Raw genomic sequence first — 15,214 nt, 5'->3', positions numbered from 1 at the left:
GGTGAACAGCTCGGGGGCCGGTTCCGATGAGCGGCAACCGGCAGGCTCAGCGCGCCTTCGACGCGGGGGTCCTCTCGCTGGGCCTCACCATCGACGGCCAGGAGTCGACACGCGATCTCGAATACGCCAAATTGGCGTTCCAGCGTGCCACCGAATGGGATCCGACGATGTGCGACGCCTGGCTCGGGCGCGCCGCCGCCGGTGAGGTGACCGGCGAGGTACTGCACAACCTCTACAAGACCAGCACCACCACGCTGTTTCGTGAGCAGCGCCGCCTCGGCCTGCCGCCGCGGGCGCTGTCGGGCCGGTTCCTCTCCGGTCTGTACATCGACTACCCGCTGGCCAGCTACACCGAGATCTGGCTGGCCAAGGCCGCGCACCTGATCTCGGAGAAGGAATTCGGCGAGGCCGAGCAGGTGCTCGACGAACTCGCCGAACACCGGCGCCGGGTGAGCACCCCCGAACCCGAGCGGGTGGCCGACGACCGGATCTGTGCGTATGTGCGCGGTGTCCTGCACTTCACCACCCAGCGCTGGCCCGACGTGATGTCGGTGCTGGCCGGCTCCGCGGAGTGGGACGACCCGTATCTGGCCGCCGGCGCGCACGTGATGGTCGGTACCGCCTGCGCGCAGCTCGGCCTGTTCGGCGAGGCGATCCGGCGGTTGGAGCAGGCCGAGGCGGGGCCGATCCCGGCGGCGCGCACCACCGCCATGTACAGCCGCGGCCTGTGCCTGCGCGAAACCGGCGAGGAGGACAAGGCGCAGGCGCTGTTCGAGAAGGTGTATTCGCAGTCACCGGATTTCGCGGCCAACACCGCGGCCATGCGCGACCGCACCTACCGCATCACGGTCACCACCAAGGAGGTGATCGACGCCCGCACCGACAAGTGGGATCCGGCCTCGGCGCCCTCGGCCGAGCAGATGCGCAACGCCGACGCCGAGGACCGCGCCAAGAAGATCCTCGCCGAGGCCCGTGCCGAACTCGACCGCCAGATCGGCCTGGAGTCGGTGAAGACGCAGGTCGCCAAGCTCCAGGCGACCGCGCAGCTGGCGAAGATCCGTGCCGAGAAGGGCATGGCGTCGGTACCGCGCGGCAACCACCTGGCCTTCACCGGCCCGCCCGGTACCGGCAAGACCACGATCGCCCGCGTGGTCGCCAAGATCTACTGCGGCGTCGGATTGCTCAAGACCGACAAGGTGGTCGAGGCCAAGCGCATGGATTTCGTCGGCCAGCACCTGGGCAGCACCGCGATCAAGACCGACAAGCTGATCGACAGCGCGATGGACGGTGTGCTGTTCATCGACGAGGCGTACACGCTGATCCAGACCGGGCTGTCCGGCGGTGACGCGTTCGGCCGGGAAGCGGTGGACACCCTGCTGGCCAGGATGGAGAACGACCGCGATCGGCTGGTCGTCATCGTCGCGGGCTACGACGGCGAGATCGACCGGCTGCTGGCCGCCAACGACGGCTTGGCCTCACGCTTTGCCAAACGCCTGCAATTCCCGTCCTACACTCCCACCGAGCTGGGCCAGATCGGCAAACTCATCGCCTCCTCGCGGGATTCGGAACTCTCGGACGAGGCGCTGGCACTGCTGGAACAGGCCTGCGACGGGTTGTACCACTCCGAGCGCATCGATCAGAGCGGTCAGCCGCGGCGCGGCATCGACCTGGCGGGCAACGGGCGCTTCGTGCGCAATGTCATCGAGGCAGCCGAGGAGGAACGCGAATTCCGGCTCGCCAACGACGATTCCCTCGATCTGAGCACGGTGGACGCGTCGGTGCTGATGCGCATCGAGGCCGCCGACATGCGGGCCGCGCTCGCCGGGGTGCTGTCCTCGCTCGGAGTGACCGACCTGCCGACCGCCTGAGCGGGTCAGCGGCCGGAGGCGGCAGCGCAGCATCACCACGCAGGCCGCCCCGCTCAGGTGCGATCAGGCACCGCCTGAGCGGGTCAGCGGCCGGAGGCGGCAGCGCAGCATCACCACGCAGGCCGCCCCGCTCAGGTGCAATCAGGCACAGCCTGAGCCGCATCAGCGGGTGGTCGGCAGGGCGTCGTGCTGGACCAGCGCGTCGGTGGCCGACAACGTCGGACCGGGCACCAGCTGCCCGATGACGGCCCACGGGGCCAGCCGCGGTTCCTCCCCGAGTCCGAGCACCGCCGCGGTGGCCAGATCCGGGATGCCGTAGCGGATTCCGTTGTCGGCCACGTAGAACAGGCTGCCCCGGCGGGGGCTGCCCGGCTCCATGCCGGTCACTTGGACGAACTCCCCCGACGACGGGCGCAGGTAGGCGGTGTCCACGCGGTCGCCGATGCCGTCGGAGGTCGCCAGGGTGACCGGAAGGGCCGATTCCGGCATCGGCGTGCGGGTGCCCGCCAGCAGCCGCACGGTGGCGCGGTCGGCGCTGCCCTCGGCGGTGGCGTCTTCGGTGGGGTCGGTCTTGCCCCAGGTCAGGCAGCTCACCGGCGCGTCCTCGGCGGACACGATCCGCGGCGCGGTCTCCGGGAAATGGTCCACCGGCAGCGTATTCAGCAGCGGGATACCGGCCAGCACATCCGGGGGCATGGTCTTGATCTGGCTCATGCCCTGGGAGTCCGCCGTGCGGATGACCTCGGCGGTGAAGGCGCTGACGCGCTGCACGCCGTCGGCGAGCACCACGTACAGCTCGCCGGAGCCGGAGCCCCCGACGGAGATGACGCCGCCGACCGGCACCTCGGCCAGCCGGCCCGGCCCCGGCTTGCCCGCGTCCGGGATCTCCGGCGCGGCCAGCGGCGGCACGGCGGCGGCCGCGTCGAGCAGTCCCGCACCGACCGGGCGCGGCCGATGCCCGGACAGGTCGAGGGCCCGCGCCATCACCGAGTTGCCCGGATCGAGCGCGGCGCGTTTGCCGTCGTAGAGCAGGTAGGTGCGGTCGGCGCGGCGCACCAGCACGGCCTCGTCGGCACCCAACGCGCGAATGCGCTCGCTGAGCTGCGGTTCTCCCGCCACGACCGTCGTCTGCACGCCCGTCGCCGAAGCCGCGCTGCCGGTGACCGACAACGCCACGGTGTCGCAGATGGTCCAGTCGGAGCGGTCGCCCTGCGCGGAGCCGGGCAGCGCCGACGGCGCACCGGGAATGCCGAGCAGCGGGCCGCGCGGCTCACCGGCGAGCTTGCTGTCCTTGACCGAATGCGGCGATTCGCTGCTGCCCGCGATGAGCCGGGCCGAGGCGAGGTTGAGCACCGGATGCAGCCTGCGCTCGCCGTCCTCGCGTTCGACCACCACGTAGAGCGCGCCGCTGTCCTTGCCGACGACGATCAGCGCGTCGCCGATGGCGCCCTGCGGGCGCAGGAACGCCATGATCGCCGCGCCCGCCACCACCAGCAGCCCGATCACCGCGCCGACCATCAGCGAACGGGCCTGCGACCGCATGGGGTCGTGCAGCATCCGCACATCCCGGCGCACCAGGGCGTGATCGAGCCTGCGCAACAGAAATCGGTATCCGTTGACCTGAGCCTTCGTGGTCAGCTGAGCGGGCACGTGGTCTCCATCGAATGCTTGGCTCCATCGAATGCTTCACGGCCGGTTGTCCGGTGATTCTTTACAGTATCGCGGGCACGGGCGGCGCGCCCGGCCAGGCGGTAGGGTGAGCACGAAAGATGCCGCCGGAGCGGGTGATCCGGTGCGCGCTCGGAGCCGATCAATCGTGGACGAGGCCGTGAACGAACCGAATTCCGAATCCGCGCACAGCGCGCGCGAGCGAACGGAGAACCGAAATACGGTGAACGCCGCATTGCGTGACCCGGAATTCTGGTTGTTCCGCCATATTCCGTTGCGCTACATGATTCCGCTGGCATTGTTCGCGGCGCTGGCGGCCTGGGTGGCGACCGCATTCGACGCACCCGCCGCCGTGATCGCGACCGTCGTCGCGGTGGTGCTGATCGCCGGTGCGGCGCCGGTGCGGCGGCGCCACCCCCGCAATGTGGTGGGGATGATCGCGCGGGCGATCGCGTTCCGGCGTCGCCGGGTGCGGCCGGACAAGCTGCCCGCGGGCGGCGAGGCGGTGGACGTGCCGTTGGCCGAGGGCGGCAGCTACGGCGTGCGCTGGGACAACGGCCTGCTGATCACCATGATGCGGATCGACCCGCCGCCGGACGCGCTCACCCTGCTACGCCGCGGTTCGCTGAGCACCGACCAGGTGCTGCCGCTCACCGAGATCGGCAGGTGCCTGAGCCAGTTCGACATCCAGCTCGCCTCGATCGACGTCATCAGCACCGGCGCACGCACCGCGAGCAACGGCATCGTCGCCCGCCTCTACGACAGCATCATCGGCCCGCTGCCCGCCATCGCGCACCGCACGGTGTGGCTGGTGCTGCGGCTCGACCCGCTGGCGAACGTGCGCGCGGTGGACAATCGCGGCGGCGGCGCGACCGGCACCCTGCGCACCGCCATCATCGCCACCCGGCGGGTGGCCAATCGGCTCGCCGCCCTCGACATCTCCACCTCGGTGCTGACGGCGAGCGAGATGAACGCGGCCGTGCGGGTGCTCACCCGCGGTGTCGCCCTGGAGGACTTCGCGGAGACGCCGCACTCGCTCGTGTACGACGGTGTGCACCTGACCAGTTACGAGATCGGCCCGGAACTGATCGGTTCCCGCGGGTTCGCCGACATCTGGGCGACCCCGAGTATGAGCACCACGGTCACCGTGCGGTTGCGCCCCGGCGAGCAGCGGTCCGCGCAGCCCGAGGACTCCCCGCCGATCACCCTGGGCGCGCTGGTGCGCTTCGACACCGAGGCCGAGCCGACCGCCCCGCCCGTGGCCGGTCTGCGGCCGCTGCCGGGACGGCAGTTCCGCGCCCTGCTCGACTGCCTGCCCGCCCAGTTCACCGGGCACGACGGCGTGAGCGACTACCGCGGCCCGCTCGACGCGCTGGACGGCATCGCGTTGCCGACCGCGGGCTGTGGCCAGCTGATCGGCGCCGACGAACTCGGACAGGGCATCGCCGTGCCGTTGATCGGCGAGGGCACCCGGCACCTCGAGGTGATCGGCAAGCTCGACCTGGCCCAGCAGGTGATCCTGCGCGCGATCGCGTTGGGCGCGCACGTGGTGGTGCACACCGACCGGCCGGAGGCGTGGCATTCGATGGTCGTCAACGTCGGTGACCCGTACGCGCTCTCGCTGGCCCCGCGCTTCGCGGGCACCGGCCATCCCCCCGCTCCCCCGGCCGCCGCCACGCCGGGTCCGTTCCCGGCCGCCACGGTCATCGTCTTCGACGGCATCGCGCCGACCGCGCAGGCCGGTGGCGCCACGATCGTGCACGTGCGCGCACCGCACGCACCGGCGAGTGCGGTGGACGCCGATGTGGTGCTGATCCAGGATCCCGCGGCGCCCAACTCCATCACCGTGCGCACCTCCACCGCGACCACCACGGTCACGATGGTCACCACCCCCGACGAAATGCGCTACATCGGCGAATCCCTGGTTGCCGCGCGCTGATCCGCGCGCACGACAACGGCCGGCCGACACGGTGTCGACCGGCCGTCGTGGCTCGGGCGCTCAGAAGCTGAAGCCGTCGCCGATCTTCTGGTCGGTGCCGAGCGCGCGCTGCAGCGCGTTCTCGACGGCCGCGGCCACCTTGTTCAGGATGACCAGGGTGTCGCCGAACTCGTTGTCCCACTTGGACTTCACCGTGGTGAAGCCGGCCAGCGCCGCGTTGCCCTCCCAGGCCTGGGACAGCTTGGCGGCGGCGGTCTCGAGGTTTTCGCCCTCCTGCTGGAGCTTGGCGTAGTTCTCGTTCAAGTTGTTGAACAACTCGGTCATCGTGGCTTCGTCGTAAAGCATGTGGTCGGACATAATCCCGCCCTTCGTCTAGTGGAGTCTGTGTCCTGGAGGATCAGGCGAGCCGCAGGCCGCCGAACTCCTCGTAGCCCTGCGCGTCCATCTCACGCAGCTGCACGGTGCCCGTGCCGACCTGCTGCTCGATCTCGCGCAGCACGCCGTTGAGGCGGTGGGTCTCGGCGTCCCATTCGGCGACGGCCTGGGCGAAGGCCGTGTTCGCCTCGCCCTTCCAGCCGGCGCGCGCGGCGTCGACGGCGGTGTCGATGGCGGCCAGCGTGCGCTGGATCGCGTCGACGGCGTCGGCCATCTCGTTCTTGGCGGCTTCGGCTATGTCGTGCTGTGCTTGCACCATGACGTGTGCACCTTCCTTCTGGGTGTATGCGGTGTGCCAGAAGGTGATGCCGGGACGGCATCACCCGAGTCGGAGATGATTACTGCGGTAGCCACCTCCCCCCGGGCAAGGTTTCGATCAGCCCGGAAATCGCCTGGGCGACACGGTGATCGGTGCCCGGTGTGACGGTGGACCAGACCTGCTGGTCCGGCGCGATCCCGGGGGCGACCACGATGCGGCCACGACCGGTCTCGTACACCACGGCCGCGCAGGGCGGTCGCGTGGTCACGCCGTCGACGTGCGCGTAGGCGACGATCTCGGCGTAGGCACGGCAGGACTCGAAGGCGAGTCCGTAGCGGGGGGCGTCGCGCTCGGCGACGCCGAGGGCGTAGACGGCGTCGGTGAAGTCGGCCGACGTGCGCGCCGCCGACAGCCGCTCGGCCAGTTCGGCCGCCGGTGCGCTGAACGGCGCGACGTCGGCGGGTTCGGCCGGGCCGAGCGCGCGCAGCAGCGCGGCCACCAGCGCCGACCCGGACTCGTCCGACCAGGCGGGCTCGATCCGGATGTCGTCCCCGCGGCGCAGCGCCAGCGCGTGCCGCTCACCACGCAGCGCCAGGCACAACCTGGTCGGCGCGCCGTCACCGGGGTAGACCCGGGCCACCAGCTCGCGGTCCGGCTGGGCGAGGACGTACATCGCATCGGCCAGTTCGGGGTCGACCTCGCCGTACCCGTCGATCAGGCCCGCGCCGGTCAGATCCGCGACGGCGCGACGCTGGGCCGCGGTCCACGCGTCGTAGGTCTGCTGGCGCGGGCCGATGCCGAGCACCAGCGGCATGGTCTGGATGCCGAGCCGTTCGGCGAGGGCGAGCACGCCGTCGTTGGTCAAAGTCGTCACGGCGCGCTCCCGGTCGTTCCGCGATCCTGCGGCACCGCACCGGGTTCCGGCGCACCGAGCACGGCGGGCGCGGCGACGATCCCCAGTTCGGCGCCGAGTGCGTCACCGACGGCGGTGGCGCCCGACGGCGATTCGTACTCCTGTTCCTGGGCGGCCGCCGCGGCGCCGACCGCACCGGGCACCAGCGGCACCGCCGATCCGCCCGCGGGCACCGGCTGCGGCGCCGGCGCGGTGTGGGTGACGGTTTCGGTCTCGGCGGACTGCACGAACACCGGCGCCTGGTAGGCGGTCTTGGCGCGCGGAATCGCGCCGAGGCCGTAGCCACCCGCGCGGACGACACCCGGCGCCGCGGGCGGCACCGCGCCGGCGGTCACGGGTGGCGCGGCGGCGGCCGTCTGCTCGGCCGCCAGCGCCGCGGGCGAGACGAGTGCGGGCGGTTCGCGCTGCTCCCACGGCATCGCCAGCGGCTCGGTCGCGGCCTCGTAGGCGCGCATCACCCGGGAGGCCGCGGCCTTGGCCACATCGGCATCGGCGTCGGTCTCGGCGGCCACCGCCCGGATGGGCGCGCCGAGCCCGGCGGTCATCGCCTCCAGCATGCGCTTGGCCTCGGCCAGCGCGGCCAGCTCCCCGCCGTCGGGCATCGCGAGCCGGGCCACCTCGTAGGCGGCGGCCTGGGCGTGCGCCTTCGCGGCGTGATCGGCGGCCGCACCCGCCGCCTCGATCAGCCAATCACGGAGGCCGGTCACCTTCTCGAGCACATCCCGGCTGGTGGTCGACTGCCACGCGCCCCGGAGGGTCGCCATCACCAGCTCGTATTCGACCACCGCCGCGCCGAAGCTCTCGGCGAGCCTGCCCCACGCCGCGCCGGCTTCGGCGAGCGGGACGGAGCCGGGACCGGTGCGCAGCTCACGCGCCATCCGGTCCGGCTCCATGGCCTCCCAGACGACCCCGGTGAATCCGGGCTGCGGTGGTTCGATCATCGTCGTGCTCCGTACCGGGTCCGCCCGGATCTCAGGCGGCACCGCCGGAACCGGCGCCACCGAAATCGGCGGTGTTGTCGTCCTCCGCGCGGCCGAACTCGTCGACCTGACCGCGCAGGACGGCGGCCAGCTTGCGTAGCTCGAGCACGCCCGCGGCGGCGTTCTCGGCGTAGTTCGCCGCCACCTGGTTCATGGTCTGCGCCGCGCGCGTCGACACCGCGTCCAGCCCCGCGGGTTCGACCGTCAGGGCGGGTTCGTTGTCCCGCAAGCCCTGTTCGAGCCGGTCGGCGAGGTCGTCGAGCCGCGTCGCCACCTCCCGCGCGACCGTCGGGTCGAATTGCACTCCCGCGAAATCCACTCCACCGCGAACCATGCCGAACCTCCTGATCAGAGCGTGAGATCTTTGTCGGGTGGTGCCTCTGCCGACATCTGCTCGGTCGCGCCGACCACCGGCAGCGCGACCCCCTCGATGTCGCCGACGACTTCGTCGCCGTGCTGAGCGTTGACCAGGAAGCCGGGCACCTCGCCGCTGTCGCCCGCGCCGCGCGCACCCGCCGCCCCGGCCGCGGCGCCGCCCATCGGCACCATGCCGCCCGGACTGCCCGCGGGCACGGTGCCGCCGGGCCGCGCCGTCGAGCCGGTCGCGCCGAGTTCGGCGCCCGTACCGGGCACACCAGGGGAGACGCCCGCGGCCCTGGTGCCGGTGTAGGGGCTCAACGGCGTCGCGGCGGGCGCGAAGCCGCCGCCACCGCCGCCGACGCCGCCGCCCGCGGCGCCGCCGCCCGCACCGCCACCCAGCGCCTTCGCCTCGTCCAGCTGCTCGGCGTCCGCGGCCGCCGGATCGGCGGCCGGCTTCGGCGCCAGCAGCGCGGTGTTCGCGGCGGCCAGCTGGGTCAGGCTCTGCGCGCTCTGGCCGGCCATCGTCATGAGCGGGGTCAACATCTGCAGCATCTGCATCGCCTGCTGCATGGAGTCGACGCCCTTGGGCGCGCTGGTGATCGGGACCTTCTGTCCGGCCTGCGTCATGCTCGCCGAATGGGCGGTCAATTCGGTGCGGGTCTTGGCGATCACCGCCAGTGCCTCCGCGATCGCCTCGGTGGTCGCGGCGACCATGAACAGCTGGCCACCCGGCGAACCGAGCAGCGGGGCGGCCGCCACCATCGAGGCGACGTACTTGGCGATCACCGCCGACATCAGCCCCGCCCCGACCGCCACCGAGGTGGCCGCGCCGGTGAGCACGGCCTTCTCCTGGGTGCTCTGGGTGGCCAGCTCGGCGCCGTCCTGCTGTGCCTGGCCCGCCTTCTCGGCGGCGGCGGTGGCACCCATGCCCTGCCAGGCCGCCATCGCGGCCTGTAGTGCCGTGCTGCCCAGGGTCATCGCGGTCTGCAGCGCGGTACCGATGCCGGACAGCATCTGGGCCGGATTGGGCCCGGCACCGGCCGCGGCGTCCAGCGCGCCGGTGCCGAAACTGCTGGCCATGTCGGTGAGCGGGCGCGCGAGGGCCGCGATGTCGATCACCGGCAGCGGCGGCAGTTCGGGAAGCGGCGGTGCCGCTGCCGGATCCGGCAGCGGCGGTAACCCCATGTCCCGCAGGATGTCGTTCACGGGCCGGTCGATGAGCGGCGCGAGCACGCTGCCCCGCAACAGGTCCAGGACCGTGGGATCCACCGGCGAGGTCATGAGAGGCCGTGTGCCGCCGCGTCGAATCCGGCGACCGAGGTCGCCTCGGTGGCCTCGTAGGCGGCGGCGCTCTGCTGCGCCGTCACCGCCGTGGCCGCGTGCACGGCCGCGAGTTCCATCACCGAGGACAGATGATTGGCCTGCGCGCCGGCGAACGCGAACAGGAAATCCTGACCGATCAGGCCGAAGACCGGGACCACCGCGGCCATGGTGGCGGCCTGGTCCACGGTGCCCGCGGTCGCAACCCCGGCGGCCATCGCGGCGGCGGCGTCCGCGTATCCGCGGATGACGTCAGGTGCAGCTACGAGGTCGCTCATCGTATTCCCCGTTCCTGTAAAGGAATTGACCTACCCAGTCGAACATACCAACGAAGCGCCGGTTCTCGGAAGTTCTTTCGACTCCATCGAGACTGTGCCGCAATTTCGTGAACGAGGGATGACTACCCGGCGACTTCCTCGTTGAATGCGGTGACCAGATCCGCACGCTGCGCGAAGGCCGCCGCCGCGGCCGCGGTCGAGGTCGACACCAACGCCTGCTCGAACTCTGCCGGCGACATTGTGGAAATCCCTTGTTTGAAAGTGAGATTCAGCAGAGTGCCGTTACCGTCGACCTCGACGGTGATCGCCCCGTCCGCCGATGTCGCACTCGCCCGCACCCCCGACATGTCCTCGGCCAGGTCGCGCAGCCGGTACAGCCGCGTGCGCACGGCGGCCTCCAGCTCGTCCATCGTCTCGTACATCGGATCCCCTCTCCCGCCGCGCCATCCGCCCCGCTCGGCTACACCTCACGCAGCCAGCTGCGCGGCTGATCCTCGTATTCTTCCTCGTCGGCGAGCTCCTGACCAGCCACCTGTTCCTGGGTGGGCAATCCGAGCAACGCCAGCATCTCCGGCGCCATGCCCGCCGCCGTCAACTGCTCACGCCGCGCCACCCCGGCGCGGTTGGCCGCCTGCTTGCACAGCCGCAGCACCTGCGCCGCCAGATCGGCGGGGTCGCGGCGCAATTCCGCGGGCTCGATCGCGATGCCGCGCGGCAACCCCTGCTCGGTGGTGCGCACGGTGATCGAGCCGTCCCGCGAGGAGGCGGTCCACTCCACCGGGCCCTGCTGCTCGCTCATCGGTACTCCTGCCTGTGTCGCGGTCGGTCGGATGCGCGGCCGGTCACGGTCGTTCGTCCTTGATGGCACGCACGACCTCGGCCACCCGGATATTGATCATCGAGATCAGCCGCTTGCGGTCCGCGGCGACGGCCAACGGCGGATGCTGGTCGTCGACGACGTAGCGGCCGTCGTCGAGCAGGTCGCGCCACTCCAGCCGGTGCCGGGTGATGCCGCGCGGCCCGAACAGCGAACGGCCCTGGATCACTTCGATACTGCCCTGGTGCTGCACCGGCTCGGCGAGAAACCGCGCGGCCCGCTCGGCCACCGAGTCGTCGAAGGAGTCCTGCACCGCGGAACGGCCGTAGCTGTAGTCGAACTCCTCGGTGTCGGCGCGCGCCGCCAGGGTGACATCGGCCAGCCGGCCCGGCGTGGCGTCAGGCATGGCGCGCACCACCGCCTCGGCGAGCGCGACCGCGTCGCATTCGGACACGGTGAACGAGGTGCCGTGGTAGAAGGTCTCCCCCGGCAGCTGGTTCACCACGAACCCGCGATCACCCCGCCGCACCGCGTGGATACGGACCAGGCCCGCGGGCTTGCGCGGCTCGCGACCGTCCCGGCCGCTGGCGATGATCCGCAGGTCGGGTCGCACCAGCGCCTCGATCACCTCCCGGCACAACGCCCCGTGGGTCCGGCGGGCGTTGGCCAGCGCCTCGGCCTGCTCCACCCGGAACACGCTGTCGAGTTCGGTGCGGGTGGCGAAGAAGAACGGCCACGGCAGTGCCTCGCGCTCGCTGTCGTACCAGAGCGCGTAGAACTCGAGGTCGGTGAACTTCCAGGTCTGGTTCATTTCTCCACAACGGGTTTCACGACGATCGGCGCCTCACCGAGCGCTTCCTCGAGGTGTTCCACCGAATCGAGGTAGTCGGCCCGCTTGTATTCCTTCTGGCCCTGGTTGGCGCCCTGGCCCGCCGCACCCATCGCACCGGGCGCGCCCGGCATGCCCGGTGTGGCGGCGATGCCCGCCCGCGCGGCTTCCATGCCGGTGGTCGTCGGCAGCGAGGCGCGGGGGAACAGCTTCGACGTGGCCGCCAGGTCCTTGGGATTGGCACCACCGGGCAGGCCGCCGCCACCGCCGCCACCGCCACCGGCGCCCTTGCCCGCGCCACCACCGCCGCCCTTCTTCGCCAGGTCCTTCTGCAGATCCGACAACGAGCCGGGCAGACCGGCCAGGCCCGCGGGCTGCATGTTCTGCTGGGCGCCCTGCAAGCCTTCCTGGATCGCCTGCTGCGCGCCCTGCAAGCCCTGCTGCAAAGCCTGCTGCGCCTGCTGGGCGGCCTGCTGCGCCGCTTGCTGGGCGGACTGCTGGGCGGCGGCCTGCTGCGCCGCCTGCTGGGCGGCGGCCTGCTGGGCGGCCAGGTCGCGCAGTGCCTTGTCCTGCTGACTCGCCTGGCTCTGCAGTTGCGCGAGTTGCGCGTTGGGCTGGTTCTGCGACACCGGGGTGAACGCCGGTTGCAGCTGGTTCGGGCTCGGGCTACCGGTCGGGGACGTGGGATTGCCCGTCGGATTGCCGGTGGGCACCGTCTCGCGCGGTCCGGGGTTCTGGCCCTGGATACCGGTGGGGCCGGGCAGCTCGGGCAGGACCGACGAGGCGGTGACGCCCGGGGCGTACCACGCGGTGAAGGCCGCCTGCGCGCGCGTCACGGCCTGGTTCTCGGCGGTGTCGCTGGCGGCCACCGGCGCGTCGGGCAGCTCGGCGTAGAACTTCGACATCCAGGCCGAGGCGTTCTCCAACAGCGTGCCGACGTGGTTCATCGCGGTCGTGAGCTGGCCTGCCGCCGCACTGTAGCGGTTGACCGCACCCATGCCCTGCTCGGCACTGTCGCCGCGCCAACGGGATTCGGTCAGGCCCGTCATACCGCGAGCCATGTTGTTGAAGCCGATGGTCAGCCGATCGGCCATGCGCTGCCACTCGCCCGCCAGCATGGTCAGCCCGTTGATCCGGCCCTCGAGCGAATTGCGCAGCGAGTTCGCCACCGGGTAGGTCAGCGAGGCCGCGGGCTCGAGGAAGGTGTTGATCGAGCGCATGCCGGGTGCCTTCGCGTCCAGCGGCCGCCCGCTGTAGCTCTCGCCGCCGACGTTGGTGGGAATCACCGGATCGTTGGAGATGTAGCGATCGCCGTGCCTGCGCATTCCGACATGGTGCACCTGACCGGCGGCGGCGCTCTCGTTCTTCAGCGCGTTGAAGACCGATTCGCTGGTGTCTTCCTGGTTCTTCACCATCCCGCCCGCGATGATGAACGCCTCCGCCAGGTCCCGCAGCGACTTCTTGAACGCGGGCAGCGTGGTGTCCATCAGCTCGATGCCCAGATCCTGGAACGCTTTCGACAGCGTCTTGCCCGAACCGAGATTGCCGAAGTGGTCGACGGTCTTGATGTCCTTGTAGAGCTGGTCGTAGGCCGCCTGTTCGCCCTGGCTGAGCTGCCCTCCCGGCGCATCGGCCTTGAAATCGCCCGCGGCGAACTCCATGATGTCCATCGCGTCGGCGATGATCTTCACCGCGTCCGTCGCGACCTGCTCGTCGATCTTGAAGACCCGGTTCTGCGCGGCGCTCCGCAAACCCTCGTAGGGATTCGGTTCAGCCATCGGTCAACTCCTGCCCTGCTCAGTGCAGCCTGTCGCTCGACATCGCTTCGGCCCCTGCCACTCCCGCCGATCATCCCACGGATCACGTGAACGGTCAGTAGCGCAGGCGTGAATCGTGCTCGCCCGGCGCGCGATTCCCGGCCCCGCGCGCGGGCTCGTACTCACGCGCCGACCGCGCCGTGCCGCTGCTGGAACCGCCGCTCGAACTCGGCGACGAACACCGACGGCGCCACCGACGACGAGGACTGCTCGAGCACACCGTCGTCGGCGATGTAGAAGACCGCCCGGCCGACGGCGAGCTCCCGCGCGGGCGCGTACACCATCCAGCCGACGCTGATCCGTTCCGCGCGCAGGTCCTCGACCGGGTAGCCCGCCGCGTCCATGCCGCGCTCGACGATGAACCGCCGGACCTTCGCCACCGCGTCCTCCTGCGGCATCGGCTCGGGGACGGTCACCGCCACACCCGCCATCGTCAGCTGGTAGAAGGCGCTGTCGACATCGAAATCGCCGCCCTCCCCGAACACTTCCACCAGCGTGTCCCGGGTGACCACGCCCACCTCGGCGGCCGCGACCAGCGTCGCGACGGCAGCGCGCTGCGCCTCGGTCGGCCGCTCGGCCAGCAGCCCGCACACCACGTCGACCACGGTGTCGGTGGTCCAGATGCCGGGCACCGCGTCGGCGAGCGCCGTGGCGGCGGGCGACTCGCCGCGATACCAGCTGCCCGCCTCCCACCAGTAGCAGAACGTCAGCAGCCCGTTGCCCGCGCGCGGATTGAGCACCGGGTTGGCCACCCATTCCGGCGCGCCCGAATACACCCGCGGCAGGTCGGCGCCGCCGTTGTAGGCGGCGTCGAGCTCGGGTGCGTTCCACACGCCGCCGGACAGCACGGCCCGGCCACCCGGCACCATGTACAGCGTCGCGCCGCTGCGCCGCGCGCCCTCGAAGAAGCCGAGCGCGGGCAGGATTCGCGGCCCCCACTGCGAGCCCGCCGCCACGAACGCCGCCGCCATCACCGCCCATCGGCCCCACATCACCGGCAATGCCGGAAAATCGGTGTCGCTGCGCACCGGCCGCACCTGCGCGGCGCGGTCGGCGCGGGCCTGCGCGGCCGCCACGTGCGCCGGACGCGACTGCCGGCCGCCGTGCCGGACGTAGGCGGCCAGCCAGACCGGCAGCGATGCGCGCGGATAGGTCTGTAGATCGGCGGCGTAGACCTCCGGCGGGAACAGCTGGTCGTCGGGGAACGGCTCGTCGCCGTAGTCGAAATCGACCTCGATCGCGCCGTCGTTGTGCAATGTCAGCAGCAGCCGCCACCACGGGCCGTCCCCGAGTTCGGCCGACAGCCTGCGGTGGTCGCGCACCAGGGCCAGCACGTCGGGCGCCGGCTGCACCCGCACCGCGCGGCGCTGCTCGTCGGAGAAGAAGACCTGCACCATCTCGGTGGTGGTGGTGAGGGTGAACACCGCGTCCAGCCGGGCCCAGCCCTGCGGTCCCTGCGCGGCCAGGCCGCGGGCGATGCGGTGGCACAACTGCTTCGCCCGCTCGGCCAGCTCGGCGGGGTCCTCGGCGAGGGTGAACCCGATGTCGGGGTCGTCGTCTTCGGCGTCGCCGTCCTGGGCTTCGGCGTGGGCGGCGGTGGCCGTCTCGACCGCATCGGGGCGCGGGCCGTCCGGCTCCGGAGCGGCCGCGGCGGGCTCCTCGTCGGGGGTCCGGTCGTCTGGGGTGGTCACGTCGCAGCCCTCTCCTCGTCCTCGTGCCTGCACCGCCGCT

At 71.5% G+C, this 15,214-nt stretch carries 15 protein-coding genes; 2 read left to right on the top strand and 13 right to left on the bottom strand.

Annotation, left to right across the window (positions count from 1 at the left end; genetic code table 11):
* The first annotated feature begins 26 nt into the window (after positions 1 to 26).
* Positions 27 to 1,868 carry a type VII secretion AAA-ATPase EccA gene (gene eccA, locus CRM89_RS26185; RefSeq protein ID WP_098086552.1) on the top strand — a complete coding sequence of 614 codons (1,842 nt, stop codon included), beginning with the start codon at positions 27 to 29 and terminating at the stop codon, positions 1,866 to 1,868.
* 162 nt (positions 1,869 to 2,030) lie between these two features.
* Here the strand turns inward: eccA and eccB are convergent, their stop codons facing one another.
* The gene (gene eccB / locus CRM89_RS26180) at positions 2,031 to 3,518 is read right to left on the bottom strand and encodes a type VII secretion protein EccB (RefSeq protein ID WP_011207356.1); all 1,488 of its coding nucleotides are present in this window, start codon (positions 3,516 to 3,518) and stop codon (positions 2,031 to 2,033) included.
* A gap of 241 nt (positions 3,519 to 3,759) precedes the next feature.
* On the opposite strand from eccB, the gene eccE reads away from it, so the two are divergent.
* Positions 3,760 to 5,475 (top strand): type VII secretion protein EccE, encoded by a 1,716-nt coding sequence (gene eccE / locus CRM89_RS26175; protein WP_229434880.1) that lies wholly within the window; start codon positions 3,760 to 3,762, stop codon positions 5,473 to 5,475.
* A gap of 60 nt (positions 5,476 to 5,535) precedes the next feature.
* Here eccE and CRM89_RS26170 read toward each other — a convergent pair whose 3' ends face one another.
* The 12 genes from CRM89_RS26170 to CRM89_RS26120 all read right to left on the bottom strand — a co-directional run bounded on the left by CRM89_RS26170 (position 5,536) and on the right by CRM89_RS26120 (position 15,174).
* Positions 5,536 to 5,820 carry a WXG100 family type VII secretion target gene (locus CRM89_RS26170; RefSeq protein ID WP_041560670.1) on the bottom strand — a complete coding sequence of 95 codons (285 nt, stop codon included), beginning with the start codon at positions 5,818 to 5,820 and terminating at the stop codon, positions 5,536 to 5,538.
* Between the two features lie 52 nt (positions 5,821 to 5,872).
* Positions 5,873 to 6,169 (bottom strand): WXG100 family type VII secretion target, encoded by a 297-nt coding sequence (locus CRM89_RS26165; protein WP_011207353.1) that lies wholly within the window; start codon positions 6,167 to 6,169, stop codon positions 5,873 to 5,875.
* A 79-nt stretch (positions 6,170 to 6,248) separates the two neighbouring features.
* Entirely contained in the window at positions 6,249 to 7,043 is a 795-nt protein-coding gene (locus CRM89_RS26160; protein ID WP_011207352.1) for an ESX secretion-associated protein EspG, read from the bottom strand.
* The gene (locus tag CRM89_RS26155; RefSeq protein ID WP_098087129.1) at positions 7,040 to 8,023 is read right to left on the bottom strand and encodes a PPE domain-containing protein; all 984 of its coding nucleotides are present in this window, start codon (positions 8,021 to 8,023) and stop codon (positions 7,040 to 7,042) included. Before CRM89_RS26155 ends, CRM89_RS26160 begins: the two co-directional genes overlap by 4 nt.
* A gap of 31 nt (positions 8,024 to 8,054) precedes the next feature.
* Entirely contained in the window at positions 8,055 to 8,396 is a 342-nt protein-coding gene (locus CRM89_RS26150) for a PE family protein (RefSeq protein ID WP_011207350.1), read from the bottom strand.
* 14 nt (positions 8,397 to 8,410) lie between these two features.
* Positions 8,411 to 9,703 carry a hypothetical protein gene (locus CRM89_RS26145; RefSeq protein WP_098086551.1) on the bottom strand — a complete coding sequence of 431 codons (1,293 nt, stop codon included), beginning with the start codon at positions 9,701 to 9,703 and terminating at the stop codon, positions 8,411 to 8,413.
* On the bottom strand, positions 9,700 to 10,020 hold the full coding sequence (locus tag CRM89_RS26140; protein ID WP_011207348.1) for a type VII secretion target: 321 nt from the start codon (positions 10,018 to 10,020) through the stop codon (positions 9,700 to 9,702). The genes CRM89_RS26145 and CRM89_RS26140 overlap by 4 nt, the downstream gene beginning before the upstream one ends.
* A gap of 122 nt (positions 10,021 to 10,142) precedes the next feature.
* Positions 10,143 to 10,442, bottom strand: a complete 300-nt coding sequence (locus tag CRM89_RS26135; protein ID WP_011207347.1) for a YbaB/EbfC family nucleoid-associated protein — start codon at positions 10,440 to 10,442, stop codon at positions 10,143 to 10,145.
* A 38-nt stretch (positions 10,443 to 10,480) separates the two neighbouring features.
* Positions 10,481 to 10,819 (bottom strand): hypothetical protein, encoded by a 339-nt coding sequence (locus tag CRM89_RS26130; RefSeq protein WP_011207346.1) that lies wholly within the window; start codon positions 10,817 to 10,819, stop codon positions 10,481 to 10,483.
* A gap of 43 nt (positions 10,820 to 10,862) precedes the next feature.
* Positions 10,863 to 11,648: an ESX secretion-associated protein EspG gene (locus tag CRM89_RS26125; RefSeq protein ID WP_060593119.1), complete on the bottom strand. Its 786-nt coding sequence runs from the start codon at positions 11,646 to 11,648 to the stop codon at positions 10,863 to 10,865.
* Positions 11,645 to 13,444: a hypothetical protein gene (locus CRM89_RS31165; protein WP_107646877.1), complete on the bottom strand. Its 1,800-nt coding sequence runs from the start codon at positions 13,442 to 13,444 to the stop codon at positions 11,645 to 11,647. Before CRM89_RS31165 ends, CRM89_RS26125 begins: the two co-directional genes overlap by 4 nt.
* Positions 13,445 to 13,605: 161 nt before the next feature.
* Entirely contained in the window at positions 13,606 to 15,174 is a 1,569-nt protein-coding gene (locus tag CRM89_RS26120; protein ID WP_229434878.1) for a hypothetical protein, read from the bottom strand.
* Positions 15,175 to 15,214 lie beyond the last annotated feature (40 nt).

Origin of the sequence: Nocardia sp. FDAARGOS_372 (assembly GCF_002554515.1) — a bacterium.
GTDB lineage: Bacteria > Actinomycetota > Actinomycetes > Mycobacteriales > Mycobacteriaceae > Nocardia > Nocardia farcinica.
Note: the sequence above shows the minus strand (reverse complement) of the source record. Positions and strands in the feature narration are given on the sequence as shown.